The 16,146-nt window shown below is 67.6% G+C and carries 15 protein-coding genes; 3 read left to right on the top strand and 12 right to left on the bottom strand.

Features of this window, described 5'->3' with window-relative positions:
- Positions 1–969 (bottom strand): Bug family tripartite tricarboxylate transporter substrate binding protein, encoded by a 969-nt coding sequence (locus tag CAL24_RS15450; protein ID WP_094807138.1) that lies wholly within the window; start codon positions 967–969, stop codon positions 1–3.
- 218 nt (positions 970–1,187) lie between these two features.
- Here CAL24_RS15450 and CAL24_RS15445 point away from each other — a divergent pair, with 218 nt between their 5' ends.
- Positions 1,188–2,072, top strand: a complete 885-nt coding sequence (locus CAL24_RS15445) for a LysR family transcriptional regulator (protein ID WP_170947091.1) — start codon at positions 1,188–1,190, stop codon at positions 2,070–2,072.
- A gap of 138 nt (positions 2,073–2,210) precedes the next feature.
- On the opposite strand, the gene CAL24_RS15440 is transcribed toward CAL24_RS15445, so the two are convergent.
- From CAL24_RS15440 to CAL24_RS15430, 3 genes are read right to left on the bottom strand one after another with little or no spacing between them, the layout of a single operon-like run.
- Entirely contained in the window at positions 2,211–2,612 is a 402-nt protein-coding gene (locus CAL24_RS15440; RefSeq protein ID WP_094807136.1) for a YchJ family protein, read from the bottom strand.
- Entirely contained in the window at positions 2,609–2,884 is a 276-nt protein-coding gene (locus tag CAL24_RS15435) for a GNAT family N-acetyltransferase (protein ID WP_094807135.1), read from the bottom strand. The genes CAL24_RS15440 and CAL24_RS15435 overlap by 4 nt, the downstream gene beginning before the upstream one ends.
- Positions 2,885–2,937: 53 nt before the next feature.
- Complete coding sequence (locus tag CAL24_RS15430; RefSeq protein ID WP_094807134.1) at positions 2,938–4,362, bottom strand: MFS transporter; 1,425 nt, start codon at positions 4,360–4,362, stop codon at positions 2,938–2,940.
- A 156-nt stretch (positions 4,363–4,518) separates the two neighbouring features.
- On the opposite strand from CAL24_RS15430, the gene CAL24_RS15425 reads away from it, so the two are divergent.
- A complete protein-coding gene (locus CAL24_RS15425; RefSeq protein ID WP_028354138.1) occupies positions 4,519–5,388 on the top strand; it encodes a LysR family transcriptional regulator in 870 nt (289 codons plus the stop codon).
- A gap of 6 nt (positions 5,389–5,394) precedes the next feature.
- On the opposite strand, the gene CAL24_RS15420 is transcribed toward CAL24_RS15425, so the two are convergent.
- From CAL24_RS15420 to CAL24_RS15385, 8 genes are all read right to left on the bottom strand, one after another.
- Positions 5,395–5,772 (bottom strand): hypothetical protein, encoded by a 378-nt coding sequence (locus CAL24_RS15420; protein ID WP_028354137.1) that lies wholly within the window; start codon positions 5,770–5,772, stop codon positions 5,395–5,397.
- Between the two features lie 32 nt (positions 5,773–5,804).
- Positions 5,805–7,070, bottom strand: coding sequence for a glutamate-5-semialdehyde dehydrogenase (locus tag CAL24_RS15415; RefSeq protein WP_249278547.1), 1,266 nt, complete (start codon positions 7,068–7,070; stop codon positions 5,805–5,807).
- 95 nt (positions 7,071–7,165) lie between these two features.
- Positions 7,166–8,218 carry a DNA polymerase III subunit delta gene (holA, locus tag CAL24_RS15410; protein ID WP_094807132.1) on the bottom strand — a complete coding sequence of 351 codons (1,053 nt, stop codon included), beginning with the start codon at positions 8,216–8,218 and terminating at the stop codon, positions 7,166–7,168.
- 3 nt (positions 8,219–8,221) lie between these two features.
- Positions 8,222–8,881, bottom strand: coding sequence for an LPS assembly lipoprotein LptE (gene lptE, locus CAL24_RS15405; RefSeq protein ID WP_094807131.1), 660 nt, complete (start codon positions 8,879–8,881; stop codon positions 8,222–8,224).
- Positions 8,882–8,892: 11 nt separating this feature from the next.
- A complete protein-coding gene (gene leuS, locus CAL24_RS15400; protein ID WP_094807130.1) occupies positions 8,893–11,550 on the bottom strand; it encodes a leucine--tRNA ligase in 2,658 nt (885 codons plus the stop codon).
- A gap of 93 nt (positions 11,551–11,643) precedes the next feature.
- Entirely contained in the window at positions 11,644–12,858 is a 1,215-nt protein-coding gene (locus tag CAL24_RS15395) for an MFS transporter (RefSeq protein ID WP_028354132.1), read from the bottom strand.
- 32 nt (positions 12,859–12,890) lie between these two features.
- A complete protein-coding gene (locus CAL24_RS15390) occupies positions 12,891–13,418 on the bottom strand; it encodes a MarR family winged helix-turn-helix transcriptional regulator (protein WP_094807129.1) in 528 nt (175 codons plus the stop codon).
- A 132-nt stretch (positions 13,419–13,550) separates the two neighbouring features.
- Positions 13,551–13,982, bottom strand: coding sequence for an HU family DNA-binding protein (locus CAL24_RS15385; protein ID WP_028354130.1), 432 nt, complete (start codon positions 13,980–13,982; stop codon positions 13,551–13,553).
- A 366-nt stretch (positions 13,983–14,348) separates the two neighbouring features.
- Between CAL24_RS15385 and CAL24_RS15380 the strand changes: the two genes are divergently transcribed.
- Positions 14,349–16,130 (top strand): chloride channel protein, encoded by a 1,782-nt coding sequence (locus CAL24_RS15380; RefSeq protein ID WP_249278546.1) that lies wholly within the window; start codon positions 14,349–14,351, stop codon positions 16,128–16,130.
- The last annotated feature ends 16 nt before the right edge of the window (positions 16,131–16,146 follow it).

Genomic DNA, 16,146 nt, shown 5'->3' with positions numbered 1-16,146 from the left:
TTAATTCCGTACCAAATCTAGATCGGCAGCCAGCGCATTCCACTGGTCATGCTCTTTTTTAAAAAAAAGCTGGAAGCTTGCGACAGAATCCGCGGTGACCTTTGCCCCCATCGCTGTCAATTTGTGCTTGGTTTCCGGCCGGTCCAGTGCCGCTCTGACGCCTTCGTTGATCTCGTTGATGATTCCTGAAGGAACCCCGGCCGGCGCTAGCAACCCATACCAGACGCTGGCGTTTAGGCCGGGATAACCCAATTCCGCCATGGTGGGCACGTCTGGGAGCTTCGGTATCCTGTTTTCAGCCAGCGTTGCATACACCTTGAGGCGCCCGGCCTCGATGTACCTGACTATGTTCGGGCTTGCTACAGTCAGAACGACGTCGACTTCGCCGCCGACCAGGGCAGTGATAGACTCTGACGCGCCTCTATATGGCACATGCAACATCTTCACGCCGACGGATTGCGCGTACATCTCTGTATGGAGCTGTCCAATTGACGCGTGGCCGTTGGATCCATATGTGTACTTCCCCGGAGACGACTGCATCAGTTTAACGAGCGACTGATGATCGGAAGCTTGAATGCCGGGCCGTGTCAGCAGAATGACGGGCATCGAAATCAAGCCAACGACCGGTTGAAATTCACGCAGTACGTCGATTCCGGATTGAGGTTGCAGCAGGGGTAACGTTGTCAGCTCAGTGAAGCCAAGAAGTAATGTGTACCCTTCGCGATCTTGTTTCAGTACATGCTGAGCCCCGAGCAGCGTGCCCACTCCTGGTCGGTTCTCCACTATCACCGGAACATCCCAGATCGCTGTCAATTTCTCGCTCAGGATTCGCGCAGTGGTATCCGCTATGCCGCCCGGAGTGGTGGGTACTACGATGGTTACCGGCCGCTCGGGAAATTTTGCCGCTCGCGCGGTTAGTCCGATGCAGAGAACAATTACTGCCAAGGTTGCGGCCGCTAGTTGTTTCATCGGTCTCCTCCTTCAGTTGTTGTGCGTGGCAATAGCGCGTCCCGCCTTGGCGTATGGCCATCACTTTTTCTGGGTGTCCTCAGGCCGGCGAGCCTCAAATGAGGCCGCCCTTGCCTGGACGATTTACTCTATAGTATGGATCCCAGATACCGCCATCAATTACAAATCTGCCGCTTCTGATTTGCAAAAAACGAATGTCAAAAGTGGCAAAGGAAGCCATGGACCTGAAGCAACTGAAGTACTTTGTGCAGGTAGCCGAACTTGGCAGCTTTGCCAAAGCTTCGGATGTTCTCGATGTGCCCCAACCGACGCTCAGTCGTCAGGTGAAAGCGTTGGAACTATCGTTACGTGCGAGCCTCCTGCATCGAAATGGCAGGGGTGTGGAACTTACCCCTATGGGGGTACGCTTTCTTGAACAGGCCCATGGCGTCATCCGCGCGGCGGATACCGCCATGCTTGCCTTGCAAGAAGAGGACAGACGCTTTATCGGTCACGTCGCTTGCGGCATGACGCCTAGCGTGGGTCGCAAAGTGGTGGCTGAGTATGTCCGGCGTTTCCGGAGAGAACTCCCCCATGCGACTCTTTCTGTATCCAGCCAGGCTTCTATTAGCCTACTCAATCAGATCAGTGCCGGGAAGCTCGACTTTGTAGTTACCCACGATTCGAGTGCGAGGTCTGGACTGCATATTCGGTTACTACGTCGGCAGAAGCTCTATGTAGTAGGGCCGATGCCATTGGGAAAAAGCAGGAAGGCGACCTGCCGCCTTGAAGAATTGAACAATGTCCCATTGATACTGCCATCCCGTGCTTACGCAGTCCGCCGGATTGTAGAGGTTGCAGCGGCGAGCTGCGGTGTCGCTTTGAATATCCGCTCTGAGGTGGACGTATTGGATGCAATCTTCGAGTTAGTCTCTGAAGGTGTGGGGCGCACCATTGCTACAGATACTGCGATTGTCGGTATTAACTTGGTAGACGGGCTGTCTGTTCAGCGTATCGCCTCTCCCGACACCAGCATGGACCTGGCGTTGGTGACGCCGACGCTCAGACATCTGACGCCACTGCAGCAGAAAGCAGCTCAACTGGCAGAGGAGCTGCTGGGTTAACGGCGCATTCACGGCAGAACGTCAGTTTTTGCCTCGCCGATGTGCAAGGAATATGGGCGTGGGAGCCGATCGCTTGTCTGCACCGCCATCGACGTGCTGTGCGTTCGAGCGCCGAGCTAGGCCTCGGGCCGGCCGGTGCTACTGATGCACGCCGTCTAGATAGAGCCAGCGGCCATCGTGGCGCACGAAGCGGCTGGTTTCATGCAACCGGGTCGCCCGCCCGCCCTGGCGATAGCGGGCAACGAATTCGACTGTGGCGTGAGCGGCGTCTTGCTGAGCGTGCTGCTTGACCTGCAGGCCCAGCCATTTCAAGTCGGGCGGGTTCGGATCCAGCCGGGCCGGGCGCGTATGGGGATGCCAGGTGTCGAGCAGGTACTGCAGTTCGTCGAGCACGAAGGCGCTGTAGCGCGAGCGCATCAAGGCGACCGCGGAGGGCGCCTGCAGGCGGCGCGGGCCGCGATGCCAGGGTTCGCAGCAGCGGCTGTAGGCCTGGCCGCTGCCACAAGGGCAGGCCGCCGGCACGGCGGTTGGCGTAGTCACTGGCCGAGCAGATCCTGGTATTCCGGGTGGCGCTCGAAATACGCCACGGCGTACGAGCAGACCGGCCGCACGCGCCAGCCGCGCTGGCGCGCGGTGTCGAGCGCCGCGCGCGTGAGCTCGGCGGCGATGCCGCGGCCGCCGACGGCGGCGGGCACGCCGGTGTGCTGGATGATCATGGTGCCGTCGCGCAACTGGTAGTCGAGCACGCAGTGCTGGCCGTCGACCCGGGTGTCGAAGCGGCCTTGTTGTTCGTGGTGCTGGATAGGGTGCATGGCAGTGTCGAGAGGCGGCGCCGCCCAGGACAGGCGACGCGATTCCAGCCATTTTACGGTGTTGCGGCGGCCTGGCCGGCGCGTAGCAGCAGGTAGCGCAGCACGATGGCCATGTTGACCACATAGGCGATGCCCATCAGGCCCAGGGCGACCGGCAGGCTGGCGTGCCAGTCGGGCAGCGCGTGCAAGGTAGTGCCGACGACGGCCACGCCCACCAGCGTGCCGGCCTGCCGGTTGGTATTGAGCAGCGCCGAGGCGCTGTTGGCGCCCGCATGGCCGCCGAGCCGCATGGCCAGGCCGGTCATGGCGGGAATGGCGGCGCCGGCGGCCAGGTTGCCGAGACCCACCAGCGCCAGCAGCAGCAGGTACGGCGACTCGGGCGTGTAGGCCAGGCACAGCGCGATGCTCGACAGCGCCCCGAGGGCCGCGCCGCCCATCATGACGGCCGGCGCGCCCCAGCGGGCGGCCAGCCGGCCCGAGGCCAGGTTGCCCAGCGTCAGGGCGGCGAGCATGGGCAGCAACCGCAGGCCGGCCTGCAGGGGCGTGGCCCCCAGCGCCTGCTGCATGTACAGGCTCAGCAGGAAGATCAGGCCATATGCCGTGAAGCTGGCGAGAAACCCGTAGGCGTTGGCGGGCAGGTAGCCGGGCGTGGCAAGCAGGGCGCGCGGCACGATGGGGTGCGGATGCCGGCGTTCGCGCACGACCAGCGCGGCGCCCAGCAGGACCGCCAGCGCCGCGGCCGCCAGGATGCGGGCGGAAACCCAGCCGTACACATTGCCCTGGACCAGCGCGAAACAGGCGCTGCCCAGCGTGGCGATGCCCAGCAGGTGGCTCACCGGGTCGATCGGGCGCGGCCGCGGCGCGGGCGAGGCCAGGCGTGTGTGCGCCAGCCATAGCCCCAGCAGCCCCAGCGGCAGGTTGAGCAGGAAGATGCTGCGCCAGCCCAGCAGGCTGATCAGCAGGCCGCCCACCAGCGGGCCCGCGCTGGCGGCCGTGGTGATGATGGCCGCCCAGGCCGCCAGCATGCGGCCGCGCTCGTGCTCGTCCTGGTAGGCATGGGCGAGCAGGCTGAGCGAGCTGGGCATGAACAGGGCGGCGCCCACCCCTTGCAGCAGGCGCGCGGCGACCAGCATCCCGGTGTCGGGCGCGGCGCCGCACAACAGCGAGGCCACCGTGAAAAGGGCCAGTCCGGCCAGGTAAACGGCCTTGGCGCCGTAGCGGTCGGACAGCGCGCCCGCCGCCAGCAGGAAGGCCGCGAAGGTCAAGGTGTAGCCGTCGACGATCCAGACCAGGCCGCTGAGCGGCGTGCCGAACTGTGCCGCGATGCTGGGCAGCGCGACGTTGACGATGGTGACATCGAGCATGGCCATGATGAAGCCGATGGCCAGGGCGAACAGGGGCGGCAGGCCTGCCGTGGCGGCGCGCGCCGGGGTGGCCTGCATGGCCGGCGAATGTGGTGCGGGGCAGAGACTGGACATGACGGAAGGTCTCGAAGCATCGTGGAGAACCGCATCGTAGGCGCTTCGAGTAATGCAAAAAACCAGTAGAATTGCCTCTCTGTGATGCAAATTTGCATCACCGGGCTTGCTTCGGCCGCATCGAGACGCCGAGGCCGACGCGGCGAGGGCAGACGAATGAATTGGGACGACGCGCGGATCTTCCTGGCTATCTACCGGGTCGGCACGCTGCGCGGCGCGGCCGCGGTGCTGCAGGTGGACCAGGCCACGGCCGGCCGCCGCCTGGCGGCCATGGAAGCCTCGTTGCAGGCGCGGCTGTTCCTGCGCACGCCGGGCGGCTATGTGCCCACGGCCGCGGGCGAGCTGGCCTTCGCGGCGGCCGAGCGCATGGAGCAGGCCGCCGACCAGCTCGAGCGCCAGATGCAGGGGCTCGATACGCGCCTGTCCGGCATGGTGCGGGTGGCGACATCCGATACGCTGGCGCGCCACTACCTGCTGGAGGCGGTGCGGCGCGTGCAGGCCGCGCATCCCGGCATACGCGTGCTGTTGAGCACCTCGACCCGGGTCACCAACCTGACGCGGCGCGAAGCCGACCTGGCGGTGCGCAACGTGCGGCCCGACAACCCCGACCTGATCCATCGCCACCTGGCGCGCCGCGAAATGGGCCTGTACGCCTCCACTTCCTATGTGCAGGCCAATGGCGAGCCGCGCCCCGGCACGGCGTTCGCCGGTCATCGGCTGGTCGGCTATGCGCGCAGCGCCATTCCCAGCCGGCTCGACGCGTTCTGCGGCGAGCCGACGCACAATGGCCAGGTGGCGCTGGAAGTGAACTCGGGCCTGATGATGATGGAAGCGGTGGCGGCCGGGCTGGGCATTGGCGAGTTGCCGGTTGCCATGGCCCGGGCGTATCCCGGCCTGGTGCGGCTATGGCCGCGGCGCTCGGAGTTCTACGACTTGTGGCTGGTCATGCACGGCGACCTCAATCGCAGCGCGCGCGTGCGTGCGCTGGCCGACGCCATCGTGCAGGTGTTCGAGGAGACGGACTGAGGCGGCTCAGTGCAGCAGCAGGATGATCCACACGGCGATCATGGCCGCCAGCCCGACCCAGCATGAAGCCCAGAACCCGACGATGGGAATCTTGACGCTCAGCGGGACGCGGCGCGGGTCGACGTGGCTGAGCTGCTTGTTGGCGTGCGCGAACAGGCCGAAATTGAAGCCGGGAAAGGCCAGGCGGAAGAAGTAGTCCTGGAAGATCGTGGTCTTCACCACCAGCGGGAAGCGGCGAAATGGCCCATGCTTCAGCAATGGATGCTTGAGCGTGGCGTTGATATGCTCGGTGCGCACGAAGAACAGCAGGATGCCGCACAACGAGCAGACGATGAAGCAGAGGGTGACGAGGCTGAAGGCGTAGGCGAGGACTTGCGTGGGCATGGAGACTTGGGAATAGCGGAATGCGCGGCTGTTCAGCCGCGGGTCTGGCCCTCGCCGGAGAGGACCCATTTCAGGGTGGTGAGGCCTTCCAGGCCGACCGGGCCGCGCGCATGCAGCCGGTTGGTGGAAATGCCGATCTCGGCGCCCAGGCCATATTCGAAACCGTCGGCGAAGCAGGTGGGCAGGTTGACGTAGACCGAGCTGGAGTCGACTTCGCGCTGGAAGCGCTGCGCCGCCGACAGGTCTTCGGTGACGATCGCATCGGTGTGGCCGGAGCCCCAGCGCGCAATGTGCTCCATGGCCTGGTCGAGCGAATCGACGATGCGCACGGCCAGGATGGGGCCGAGGTATTCGGTGGCCCAGTCTTCGTCGGTGGCCGGCTTGGCGGCCGGCACGATCTCGCGCGTGCGCGGGCAGCCGCGCAGTTCGACGCCATGGGCGACCAGGGCGGCCGCGAGGCGGGGCAGGATCGACACGGCGGCGCCGGCGTCGATCAACAGGGTTTCCATGGCGCCGCAGATGCCGTAGCGGTAGGTCTTGGCGTTGAAGGCAATGGTGTGGGCTTTTTCCGGATCGGCCGCCGCGTCGATGTAGACGTGGCAGTTGCCGTCCAGGTGCTTGATCAGTGGCACGCGGGCCTCGCGGGCCAGGCGTGCAATGAGGCCCTTGCCGCCGCGCGGCACGATGACGTCGATGTGCTCCGTCATGGTGATGAGCTTGCCGACGGCGGCGCGGTCGGTGGTGTCGACGACTTGCACGGCCTCGGCGGGCAGGGCGGCCGCCTGCAGGCCGGCCTGCACTATCCGGCCGAGCGCCACGTTGGAATGGAGGGCCTCGCTGCCGCCGCGCAGGATGGTGGCGTTGCCGGATTTCAGGCAGAGCGCGGCCGCGTCGATGGTCACGTTGGGGCGCGACTCGTAGATGATGCCGATGACGCCCAGCGGCACGCGCATCTGGGCCACCCGCATGCCATTGGGGCGCAGCGCGCTGGCGGTGGTGCTGCCGATCGGGTCGGGCAGGGCGGCCACCTGGCGCAGGCCTTCGGCCATGTGCTCGATGGTCTTGTCCGACAGCGTCAGGCGGTCCAGCAGCGCTGGCTCCAGGCCATTGGCGCGCGCGGCGTCGAGATCCTGCGCGTTGGCGGCCTTGAGCTCCGCGCGGCTGGCCAGCAAAGCGTCGGCCATGGCCAGCAGCGCCTGGTTCTTGGCCGCGCCGGAGGCGCGCATCATGGCGCGCGAAGCGCGGCGGGCGTTCTCGCCGAGGGCGAGCATGGCGGTGTCGATATCGGAAGTGGACATGAGTGCGTCTTGCATGATTCCGGTCGCGGCGCGGCATGCGCCTGCTGAGAGTCTAAGTGTATCCTGCGCGCGCGGGTGGACGCCCGGCGCGCGGGTCACGGTCGCCCGGCAGCGGCCACGCGCAAGGCCAGGCGGGTCATTTCTTCCCAGGGGTCGGACAGGCGGCCGGATACCGCCAACCCCTTGATGAGACGGTCCACGTCGTGGGCGTGTTGCAGGGCGGCCGGCCAGGCATGGGATGGCACGCGTCCGAGCGCCTGCAGCGCCAGCCGTTCGTGGGCGCCGAAGATGCGCAGCCGGCGCATCAGCGCGCCTGCGTCCTGGCCGCTGGCGCGAGCCTCGGCGACGCGGGCCAGCAGGCGGATTTCGTCGCCCACCGCCCACAGCACCAGCGGCAGGGCCTCGCCCTCGGCGCGCAGGCCGGCGATCATCCGCACGGTGCGCGGGGCGTCGCCGGCCAGCATGGCGTCGCGCAGCCCGAATACGTCGTAGCGCGCCACGTTGAGGACGGCGCGCTCGACGTCCTCGGCCGCCAACTGGCCTTCGGGGTAGAGCAGCGCCAGCTTCTGGATCTCCTGGTGGGCAGCCAGCAGATTGCCTTCGACCTTGTCGGCCATCCATTGCAGCGTGGCGCTGTCGGCGCGCTGGTTCTGGCGCGCCAGGCGCGCGCCGATCCAGGCCGGCAGGCGGCCGCGCTCGATGGACGGCAGTTCGACCATCACGCCGCCCTGCGCCAGGGCCTGCGCCCACTTGGCGTCGCGGGTGGCCTTGTCGAGCCGCGGCAGGGCCACTACGACCAGCGTGTCGGGATCGGGTTGCGTCGCGGCCTGGGCGGCCAGGCGCGCCAGGGTGTCGGCGCCCGTCTTGCCCGGCTTGCCGGTCGGCAGCTTGATCTCGAGCACGCGCCGGTCGCCGAACAGCGACACGCTCTGCGTGGCGGCCGTCACGGCGCTCCAGTCGCTGCGGGCATCCATGACCATCGCGGTGCGGTCGGTGTAGCCGGCCGCGCGCGCCGCCGCGCGCAAGGCGTCGACGGCTTCGGTGACCAGCAGGGGCTCGTCGCCGGACACCGTGTACAACGGCGCCAGGCGCTGTCCCGCGCGTTGCAGGTGATCTGCCAGCCGGTCTCCGTCGAGCGCCTGGGCCATGGTCTACCAGTTGCCGGTGCCGGGCGAGGAGGGCGTCTGCCATACCTCGGGTTGCCGCGGCGCGGCGGGCGGGGCGGGGTCGTAGACCGGCGCGTCGGGATTGCTCTCGCCGCGCTGCGCCGCCGCGGCGGCATCGCGCACGTCGGGGGCTGTCAGGCGGCGCACCAGCCGGCTGACCAGCGACTGCTGCATCGACTGGTACAGGCTTTCGATCTGGCCCTGCTTGGCCTGCACGACCTGGTCGTCGTAGGGCATTTCGCGATAGACCGACAGCGTGGTGTCGGGCAGGATCGCCGCCCCCTGGTTGCTGATCAGGCGGAACGTGAAGATGATGCCGAGCTCGTATTCCTCGACGCGTCCCTGGGCGTTGAGCGACACCTCGCGCAGGGTGCGCTCGTTGCGCACCATTTGCAGGGCGGCCTGCGCCTCGCCGGCCTCGTCGACCAGCCGCGTATTGGGCGACGCTGCGCGCAGCGCGCGCCGCACGTCGGCGCCGAAGCGAGTGTTGTCGGGGATGCCGATGTACAGGGTGTCGAACGGCAGCGGCGTGACGCCGCGCAGCGCGAAGCCGCATGCCGCCAACAGCAGGACGGCCGCCAGGCTGGCGCCGCGCAGCAGCCAGCGCGGGCGGAGGAATTGCGGACGATGCCAGGCGAAATGCATGCGGAACCTCTTCAGCCTACGACGTTGACCAGTTTGCCCGGTACGACGATGACGCGCTTGGGGGGACGCCCTTCGAGGAAGCGCGCGACTTCTTCCTGGGCGGCGGCGATCTGCTCGATGTCCGTCTTGGAGGCTTGCGCCGAGACGCGGATCGCACCGCGCAGCTTGCCGTTGACCTGCAGCACGAGTTCGATCTCGTCGGCCACCAGGGCGGCCTCGTCGATGTGCGGCCAGGGCGCGTCGAGCAGGTCGCCCAGGGAATCGGCGTAGCCCAGGTCGCGCCACAAGTGCCAGGTGATGTGCGGCACCACCGGGTACAGCACGCGCAGCAGCACGCCCAGGGTTTCGGCGCGCGCGGCGTCGGCGTGCGCGCCCTCGGGCAGCTTGGCGTCGTCGATGGCATTGAGCATTTTCATGCAGGCCGACACCACGGTGTTGTACTGGATGCGCTGGTAATCGTAGTCAGCCTGCTTGAGCAGGCCGTAGACTTCGCGGCGCAGGTCTTTCACCGGGGCGGGGGCCTGGCTCCAGTCGGCGCCGGCGGCCAGCCCGCGCTGCACGGCCTCGCGCTGGGCATGGCAATGCGACCACAGGCGGCGCAAGAAGCGGTTGGCGCCTTCCACCCCGGAGTCGGACCATTCGAGGGTCTGCTCGGGCGGGCTGGCGAACATGACGAACAGGCGCGCGGTATCGGCGCCGAGGGTGTCGATGAGGGCCTGCGGGTCGACGCCGTTGTTCTTCGACTTGGACATGGTGCCCACGCCGCCGTAGTTCACTTCGGAGCCGTCGGATTTCAGCCGGGCGCCGCTGATGGCGCCCTTGGCGTCATAGATGTTCTCGACTTCCTCGGGCCAGAAATATTCGACCCCGCCCTGGGCGTTCTTGCGCGAATAGATATGGTTGAGCACCATGCCCTGGCACAGCAGCTTGGTGAAGGGTTCGTCGAACTTCAGCAGGCCGAGGTCGCGCATGACGCGGGTCCAGAAGCGCGCGTACAGCAGGTGCAGTACGGCGTGCTCGATGCCGCCGATGTACTGGTCCATCGGCATCCAGTAGTCGTTGCGCGCGTCGACCATGGCCTGGTCGTTGCCCGGCGAGGTATAGCGCATGAAATACCAGGACGAGTCGACGAAGGTGTCCATGGTGTCGGTTTCACGGCGGGCCGGCTTGCCGCAGCTGGGGCAGGTGCAGGACAGGAAGGATTCGTCCTTGGCCAGCGGGTTGCCGCTGCCGTCGGGGATCAGGTTCTCGGGCAGCACGACCGGCAGGTCCTGTTCGGGGACCGGAACGGGGCCGCAGTCGGGGCAGTGGATGATGGGGATGGGCGTGCCCCAGTAGCGCTGGCGCGAGATACCCCAGTCGCGCAGGCGCCAGGTGGTCTGTTTTTCGCCCAGGCCGCGCGCCGCCAGGTCGGCGGCGATGGCGTCGACGGCTTCGCCGTAGGACAGGCCATCGTACTTGCCCGAGTTGACGGTGCGGCCGCTTTGCTTGTCGCCGTACCATTCCTGCCAGGCGTCGGTGGAGTAGGCCTTGCCTTCGACCGCCACCACCTGGCGGATGGGCAGGCCGTACTTGACGGCGAAGGCGAAGTCGCGTTCGTCGTGGGCGGGCACGCCCATGACGGCGCCGTCGCCGTAGCTCATCAGCACGTAGTTGCCGACCCAGACGTCGACCTGCGCGCCGGTCAGCGGATGCGTGACGGTCAGGCCGGTGCGCATGCCGGCCTTCTCGCGCGTGGCGATTTCGGCTTCGGTGGTGCCGCCCAGCTTGCATTGTTCGATGAACGCCGCCAGCGCGGGGTCGGATTGCGCCGCATGCGTGGCCAGCGGGTGCTCGGGCGCCACGGCGCAGAACGTGACCCCCATGATGGTGTCGGCGCGCGTGGTGAACACGTAGAGCCGGCCGTCCTGGATGAGCTTGCCGTCGGCGCCGGCGATCTCGTGCGTGAAGGCGAAGCGCAGGCCCTCGGACTTGCCGATCCAGTTTTCCTGCATGACGCGCACGCGCTCGGGCCAGCCGGGCAGGCCGTCGCGGACCTGGTCGAGCAGCTCATCGGCGTAATCGGTGATGCGCAGGTAGTAGCCGGGGATCTCGCGCTTCTCGACCAGCGCGCCGGAACGCCAGCCGCGCCCGTCGATGACCTGTTCGTTGGCCAGCACCGTCTGGTCGACCGGGTCCCAGTTGACTACCTGGGTCTTGCGGTAGGCAATGCCCTTTTCGAGCATCTTCAGGAACAGCCACTGGTTCCATTTGTAGTACTGCGGATCGCAGGCGCACATCTCGCGCGACCAGTCGATCGCCAGGCCCATCGCCTTCATCTGCTTCTTCATGTAGGCGATGTTGTCGTAGGTCCATTTGGCCGGCGGCACCTTGGACTTGATGGCGGCGTTCTCGGCCGGCATGCCGAAGGCGTCCCAGCCCATGGGCATGAGCACGTTGTAGCCGCGCATGCGCAACTGCCGCGCCATCATGTCGTTGATGGTGTAGTTGCGCACGTGGCCCATGTGCAGCTTGCCGCTGGGATACGGCAGCATGGAACACGCGTAGAACTTCGGCTTTTCGCTGCCGTCGGCGTTCTTGGCGTGTTCGGTGACACGGTAGGCGTCGCGGGCCTGCCAATCCTGGTGGGCGGCCGCTTCGACGGCGGTGGGGCTGTAGCGTTCCTGCATGGACTCGTGCGCGATTCAAAAAAGGATGGGGCCGCCGCCATGCGCGGCATGGCGGCGGTCGAACCCCTGATTATAGGAGTACCCAGACGGGATCTAGGTCCGGGCCGGCGCCGGCGGGTTTTCCGGGATGCGCGCCGAGCGCGCCCAGGCGCCGTAGGCCAGCGCCGCCGCGCTCACCGCGGCCCCTCCGGCCGCCACGCCGGGCCAGCCGGCGTGGGCGTAGAGCGCCGCCGACGCCAGCGAGCCGAGCGCCCCGCCGATGAAATAGGAGGTCATGTAACCGGCCGTGAGCCGGCTGCGCGCGTCCGGGCGCAGCCGGTAGATGGTGCTCTGGTTGGTGACGTGCACGCCCTGGATGGCCATGTCCAGGATCAGCACGCCGGCCAGCAGGGCCGCCAGCGAATGCGCGCCGAGCGCGATCAGGCCCCACGAGCCGAGCAGCAGCGCCAGCCCGCCCAGGGTGGCCAGGTTGCCGCGGCCTTGGTCGCTGAGGCGGCCGTAGCGGTTGGCGGCGATGGCGCCAGCCGCCCCGGCCAGCCCGAACAGGCCGATGGTGCTGTCGGCGTACGAGTAGGGCGGGTTGGCCAGCAGGAAGGTGAGCGGCGTCCACAGCATGCTGAACGAGGCGAAGATCAGCGCGCCCAGCAGCGAGCGGGCGCGGAACAGCGGTTCGCGCGCGTACAGGTGGAAGATCGAGGCCAGCAGGCCTGCGTAGCTCAGGTCGAGCGGGCTCTTGTAGCGCGGCAGCACCCGCCACAGCGCGCCCGCCATGGCCAGCATCAGCAGCGCCGCGACCCAATAGACCGTGCGCCAGCTGCCCAGGCCGGCCAGCACGCCGGCGAAGGTGCGCGCCAGCAGGATGCCTAGGAGCAGGCCGCTCATGACCGTGCCGACCGCCTTGCCGCGCTGCTGGGGCGAGGCGAGCGTGGCGGCGAACGGCACCAGCACCTGGGCGACGACCGACAGGAAGCCCGTCAGCGCGGTGCCGGCCAGCAGCATCGCGAAGCTGCCCGCCCAGGCCGAGATCAGCAGGCCCGCCGCGGCCAGGGCCGTCATGCCGGTGATCAGGGCGCGGCGTTCGATCATGTCGCCCAGCGGCACCAGCAGGATGAGGCCGGCCGCATAAGAGAGCTGCGCGGTCGTGACGATGCCGCCGGCGGCGGTCTCGGACAGCCGGAAGTGCTCGCTGATGGTGTGCAGCAGCGGCTGCATGTAGTAGTTGCTGGCGACGATCAGGCCGGTGGCGGCCGACATCAGCAGGATGATGGGGGTGGTGAGGGCGGGCGGGCTGGACGAAGGGCTGGACATGGAAAACTGCGGGGAACCAGTGAGGTGGGCGGTCAGGACTTGGGCGAGGCGGCAGCGATGGCGCCCGGGGCATGGCTGTCGTGCCCGGCCAGCAGCCGGCGCAGCAGGGTTGCAAGCTGCTTGCGGTCCGCCGCGGCCAGCGGCGCCAGCAGGCGTTCGAGCTCATCCAGATAGTCGCCGAGCACCGCTTTGGTGACGCGCAGCCCGCGCGGCGTCAGCGACACCATGACGCCGCGGCGGTCGTCCGGGTTGGGGTGGCGCGCCAGCAGGCCGGCCTGCTCGAGGCGGTCCAGCCGGTTGGTCATGGCGCCCGACGACAGCAGCAGCGCCGATACCAGCGCCTGGGGGTTGAGCGTGTGCGGCGGCCCGGCGCGGTAGAGCGTGGCCAGCACATCGAATTCGCCCTGGTGCAGGCCGTGCCGGCGGAAGGCGGCGTCGACTTCGCGGGCGGCGAGCGTGTGCAGCCGGAACAGGCGGCTGAACACCGCCATGGCCGAGACGTCCAGGCCAGGGCATTGGTAGTGCCACTGCGTCAGCACGAAATCGACATGGTCGCGCATTTATCTTTACATCAAATATTTTGAGGTAAAGATAAATGCGCTGGCCCGCCGTGTCAAACCCGCCGCCAGAAACGGCAAGGCCCGCCTCTTGCGAGACGGGCCTTGCCGATGAGACTGTCGGACGGGCGCGGGTTATTGCGCGGCGTCTTTCAGTTTCTTGAGCGCGCGGACCTTGACCTTGACCGAAGCGGGCTTGGCCGGGAACCAGCGCTCTTGGCCGGTGAACGGATCCTTGCCGAAGCGCTTGGGCTTGGCGGGGACCTTCTGCACGGTCGCCTTGAACAGGCCGGGCAGCGTGAATTCGCCGGCGCCCTTCTTGTCGATCGAGCCCAGCACGGCGCTTTCCAGGCCGGCGAGCACGGCCTTGACCGACTTGGCTTCCACGCCGGTCTGTTCGACCAGGTGGGCAACCAGTTGCGACTTGTTCAGCGCCTGCTTGATGGCGCGGGGAGCGGCGGCAGCCGTTTTCTTCACGGCGGGCTTGGCGGCGGTTGCCTTCTTGGCCGGAGCCTTGGCGGCGGTCTTGCTGACTTTCTTGGCAGGAGCTTTTGCTTTGGTAGCCATGGTCAAAATCCGTATGTTTGAGGATAGAGATAACGCGGCACCGAACATCGGCACTCGGCACCTCGCGCCCGATGATAGCGGAACTTCGCGCCGGCGCGCGCATTTTTAGGGCCCTGGCGGCCGCAAAGCGTTGTTTTCCGGACAAAGCATCATGATTTACGCGGCTTGCCGCGCAACGAAGCGCGCGCGCCCGCAGCGTTCATGCCGGCGCGGCCGGCATGATGGCCGCGCGGCATGGACAGTCAGCGGGATGTAATTTATATCGTGCTACGATATTTTTTCCGCAGGACCGGCATGGCGCCGGTCCTGCTTCTTTTCGTCCGCTGATTTCGTATGGCTTCCCCTTCACCTTTTGCTCCGGTGCGCATGCCCGGCACATCCCGTCTGGGCGATTTCACGACCGACCGCCGCGTGCTGCTGCTGATGGCGATGGCCGTGCTGGTCGGCCTGGCCGGCGTCGGCGCCGCCTGGCTGCTGCTGCGCCTGATCACCCTGTGCACCAACCTGGCCTATTACGGCCGCTTCTCGCTCGAGGACCTGCCGATCGCCGGCAATACGCTGGGCGCGGCGGTGGTCCTGGTGCCGGTGGCGGGCTGCATCATCATCGGTTTCATGGCGCGCTACGGCTCCGAGAAAATCCGCGGCCACGGCATTCCGGAAGCCATGGAAGCGATCCTGATCGGCAAGAGCCGCATCCAGCCGAGGGTGGCCGTGCTCAAGCCGCTGTCGTCGGCCGTGTCGATCGGCACGGGCGGGCCGTTCGGCGCCGAAGGCCCGATCATCATGACCGGCGGGGCCATCGGCTCCCTGCTGGCGCAGATGGTGCACATGAGTTCCAGCGAGCGCAAGACGCTGCTGGTGGCCGGCGCGGCGGCCGGCATGACGGCCGTGTTCGGAACCCCGGTCGCCGCCATCCTGCTGGCGGTGGAGCTGCTGCTGTTCGAATGGAAACCGCGCAGCTTCCTGCCGGTCGCGGTGGCGGCGGTGGTGGCCGCCGCCGCCCGCGGGCTGGTGCTCGATGCCGCGCCGATCTTCCCGTATGCGGGCATGGGCCAGCCGTCGCTCCTGCATGTGATCGCCTGGGCCGCCGTCGGGGTGCTGGCGGGGTTGGGGTCGGGCGTGCTGACGGCGCTGGTGTATGCGTTCGAGGACCTGTTCGAGAAGCTGCCGCTGCACTGGATGTGGTGGCCGGCCATCGGCGGCCTGGTCATCGGCCTGGGCGGCCTGGTCGAGCCGGCGGCGCTGGGCGTGGGCTACGACAACATCACCGACTTGCTGGCGGGCCGGCTCGCCCTGCAGGCCGTGCTGCTGTTGCTGCTGGTGAAGGTCGTGATCTGGTCGGTCGCGCTGGGGTCCGGCACCTCCGGCGGCGTGCTGGCCCCGTTGCTGATCTTCGGCGGCGCGCTCGGCGCGCTGGCGACGCCGCTGCTGCCGCCGGCCGCCCCGGGCTTCTGGGCGCTGCTGGGCATGGCGGCCATGATGGGCGGCACCATGCGCGCGCCGCTGACCGCGACGCTGTTCGCGGTGGAGCTGACCGGCAACTTCAGCGTGCTGCTGCCCGTGCTGACGGCCTGCGCGTTTGCCTACGGACTGACGGTACTGCTGCTCAAGCGCTCGATCCTGACCGAGAAAATCGCCCGCCGCGGCCACCATGTGACGCGCGAATACCATGTCGACCCGTTCGACCTGGTGCGGGTGTCGGCCGTGATGACCACGCAGGTCGAGACCCTGCCGGCCACCATGCGCGTGGCCGACGCGGTGGCCCATTTCACTACCGCCGAGCGGCGCCACACCACCTATCCGGTGGTCGACCAGTGCGGCGTGGTGGTGGGCGAGATGACGCGCGCCGACAGCCTGGCGTGGACGCTGCAAGACGAGGATAATGCGCGCTCGCTGGGCGAAATGCTGGCCGGCCGCGAACTTTTCGTCGGCTATCCGGACGAACTGGCCAGCCAGGTGGCCGACCGCATGGCGCTGACCGGCGTGGGGCGGGTGCCCATCGTCGAGCGCGATACGGGCCGCCTGGCGGGGCTGGTGGGCCGCAAAGACCTGCTGCGCGTGCGGGCCGGCCGGCTGCGCGACGAGCGCGAGCGCACCGCGTATTTCCGCTGGCGGACGCATCGCCAGCATCCGGCCCAACCGAAGTAGGAGTTCCCTTGATCAA

Origin of the sequence: Bordetella genomosp. 2 (assembly GCF_002261345.1) — a bacterium.
GTDB lineage: Bacteria > Pseudomonadota > Gammaproteobacteria > Burkholderiales > Burkholderiaceae_B > Bordetella_A.
Note: the sequence above shows the minus strand (reverse complement) of the source record. Positions and strands in the feature narration are given on the sequence as shown.

Coding starts and splice junctions, on each gene's coding strand:
- CAL24_RS15450 (WP_094807138.1), bottom strand. CDS start 969: ATGAAACAACTAGCGGCCGCAACCTTGGCAGTAATTGTTCTCTGCATC.
- CAL24_RS15445 (WP_170947091.1), top strand. CDS start 1,188: ATGGACCTGAAGCAACTGAAGTACTTTGTGCAGGTAGCCGAACTTGGC.
- CAL24_RS15435 (WP_094807135.1), bottom strand. CDS start 2,884: ATGCACCCTATCCAGCACCACGAACAACAAGGCCGCTTCGACACCCGG.
- CAL24_RS15430 (WP_094807134.1), bottom strand. CDS start 4,362: ATGTCCAGTCTCTGCCCCGCACCACATTCGCCGGCCATGCAGGCCACC.
- CAL24_RS15425 (WP_028354138.1), top strand. CDS start 4,519: ATGAATTGGGACGACGCGCGGATCTTCCTGGCTATCTACCGGGTCGGC.
- CAL24_RS15420 (WP_028354137.1), bottom strand. CDS start 5,772: ATGCCCACGCAAGTCCTCGCCTACGCCTTCAGCCTCGTCACCCTCTGC.
- CAL24_RS15415 (WP_249278547.1), bottom strand. CDS start 7,070: ATGTCCACTTCCGATATCGACACCGCCATGCTCGCCCTCGGCGAGAAC.
- holA (WP_094807132.1), bottom strand. CDS start 8,218: ATGGCCCAGGCGCTCGACGGAGACCGGCTGGCAGATCACCTGCAACGC.
- lptE (WP_094807131.1), bottom strand. CDS start 8,881: ATGCATTTCGCCTGGCATCGTCCGCAATTCCTCCGCCCGCGCTGGCTG.
- leuS (WP_094807130.1), bottom strand. CDS start 11,550: ATGCAGGAACGCTACAGCCCCACCGCCGTCGAAGCGGCCGCCCACCAG.
- CAL24_RS15395 (WP_028354132.1), bottom strand. CDS start 12,858: ATGTCCAGCCCTTCGTCCAGCCCGCCCGCCCTCACCACCCCCATCATC.
- CAL24_RS15390 (WP_094807129.1), bottom strand. CDS start 13,418: ATGCGCGACCATGTCGATTTCGTGCTGACGCAGTGGCACTACCAATGC.
- CAL24_RS15385 (WP_028354130.1), bottom strand. CDS start 13,982: ATGGCTACCAAAGCAAAAGCTCCTGCCAAGAAAGTCAGCAAGACCGCC.
- CAL24_RS15380 (WP_249278546.1), top strand. CDS start 14,349: ATGCCCGGCACATCCCGTCTGGGCGATTTCACGACCGACCGCCGCGTG.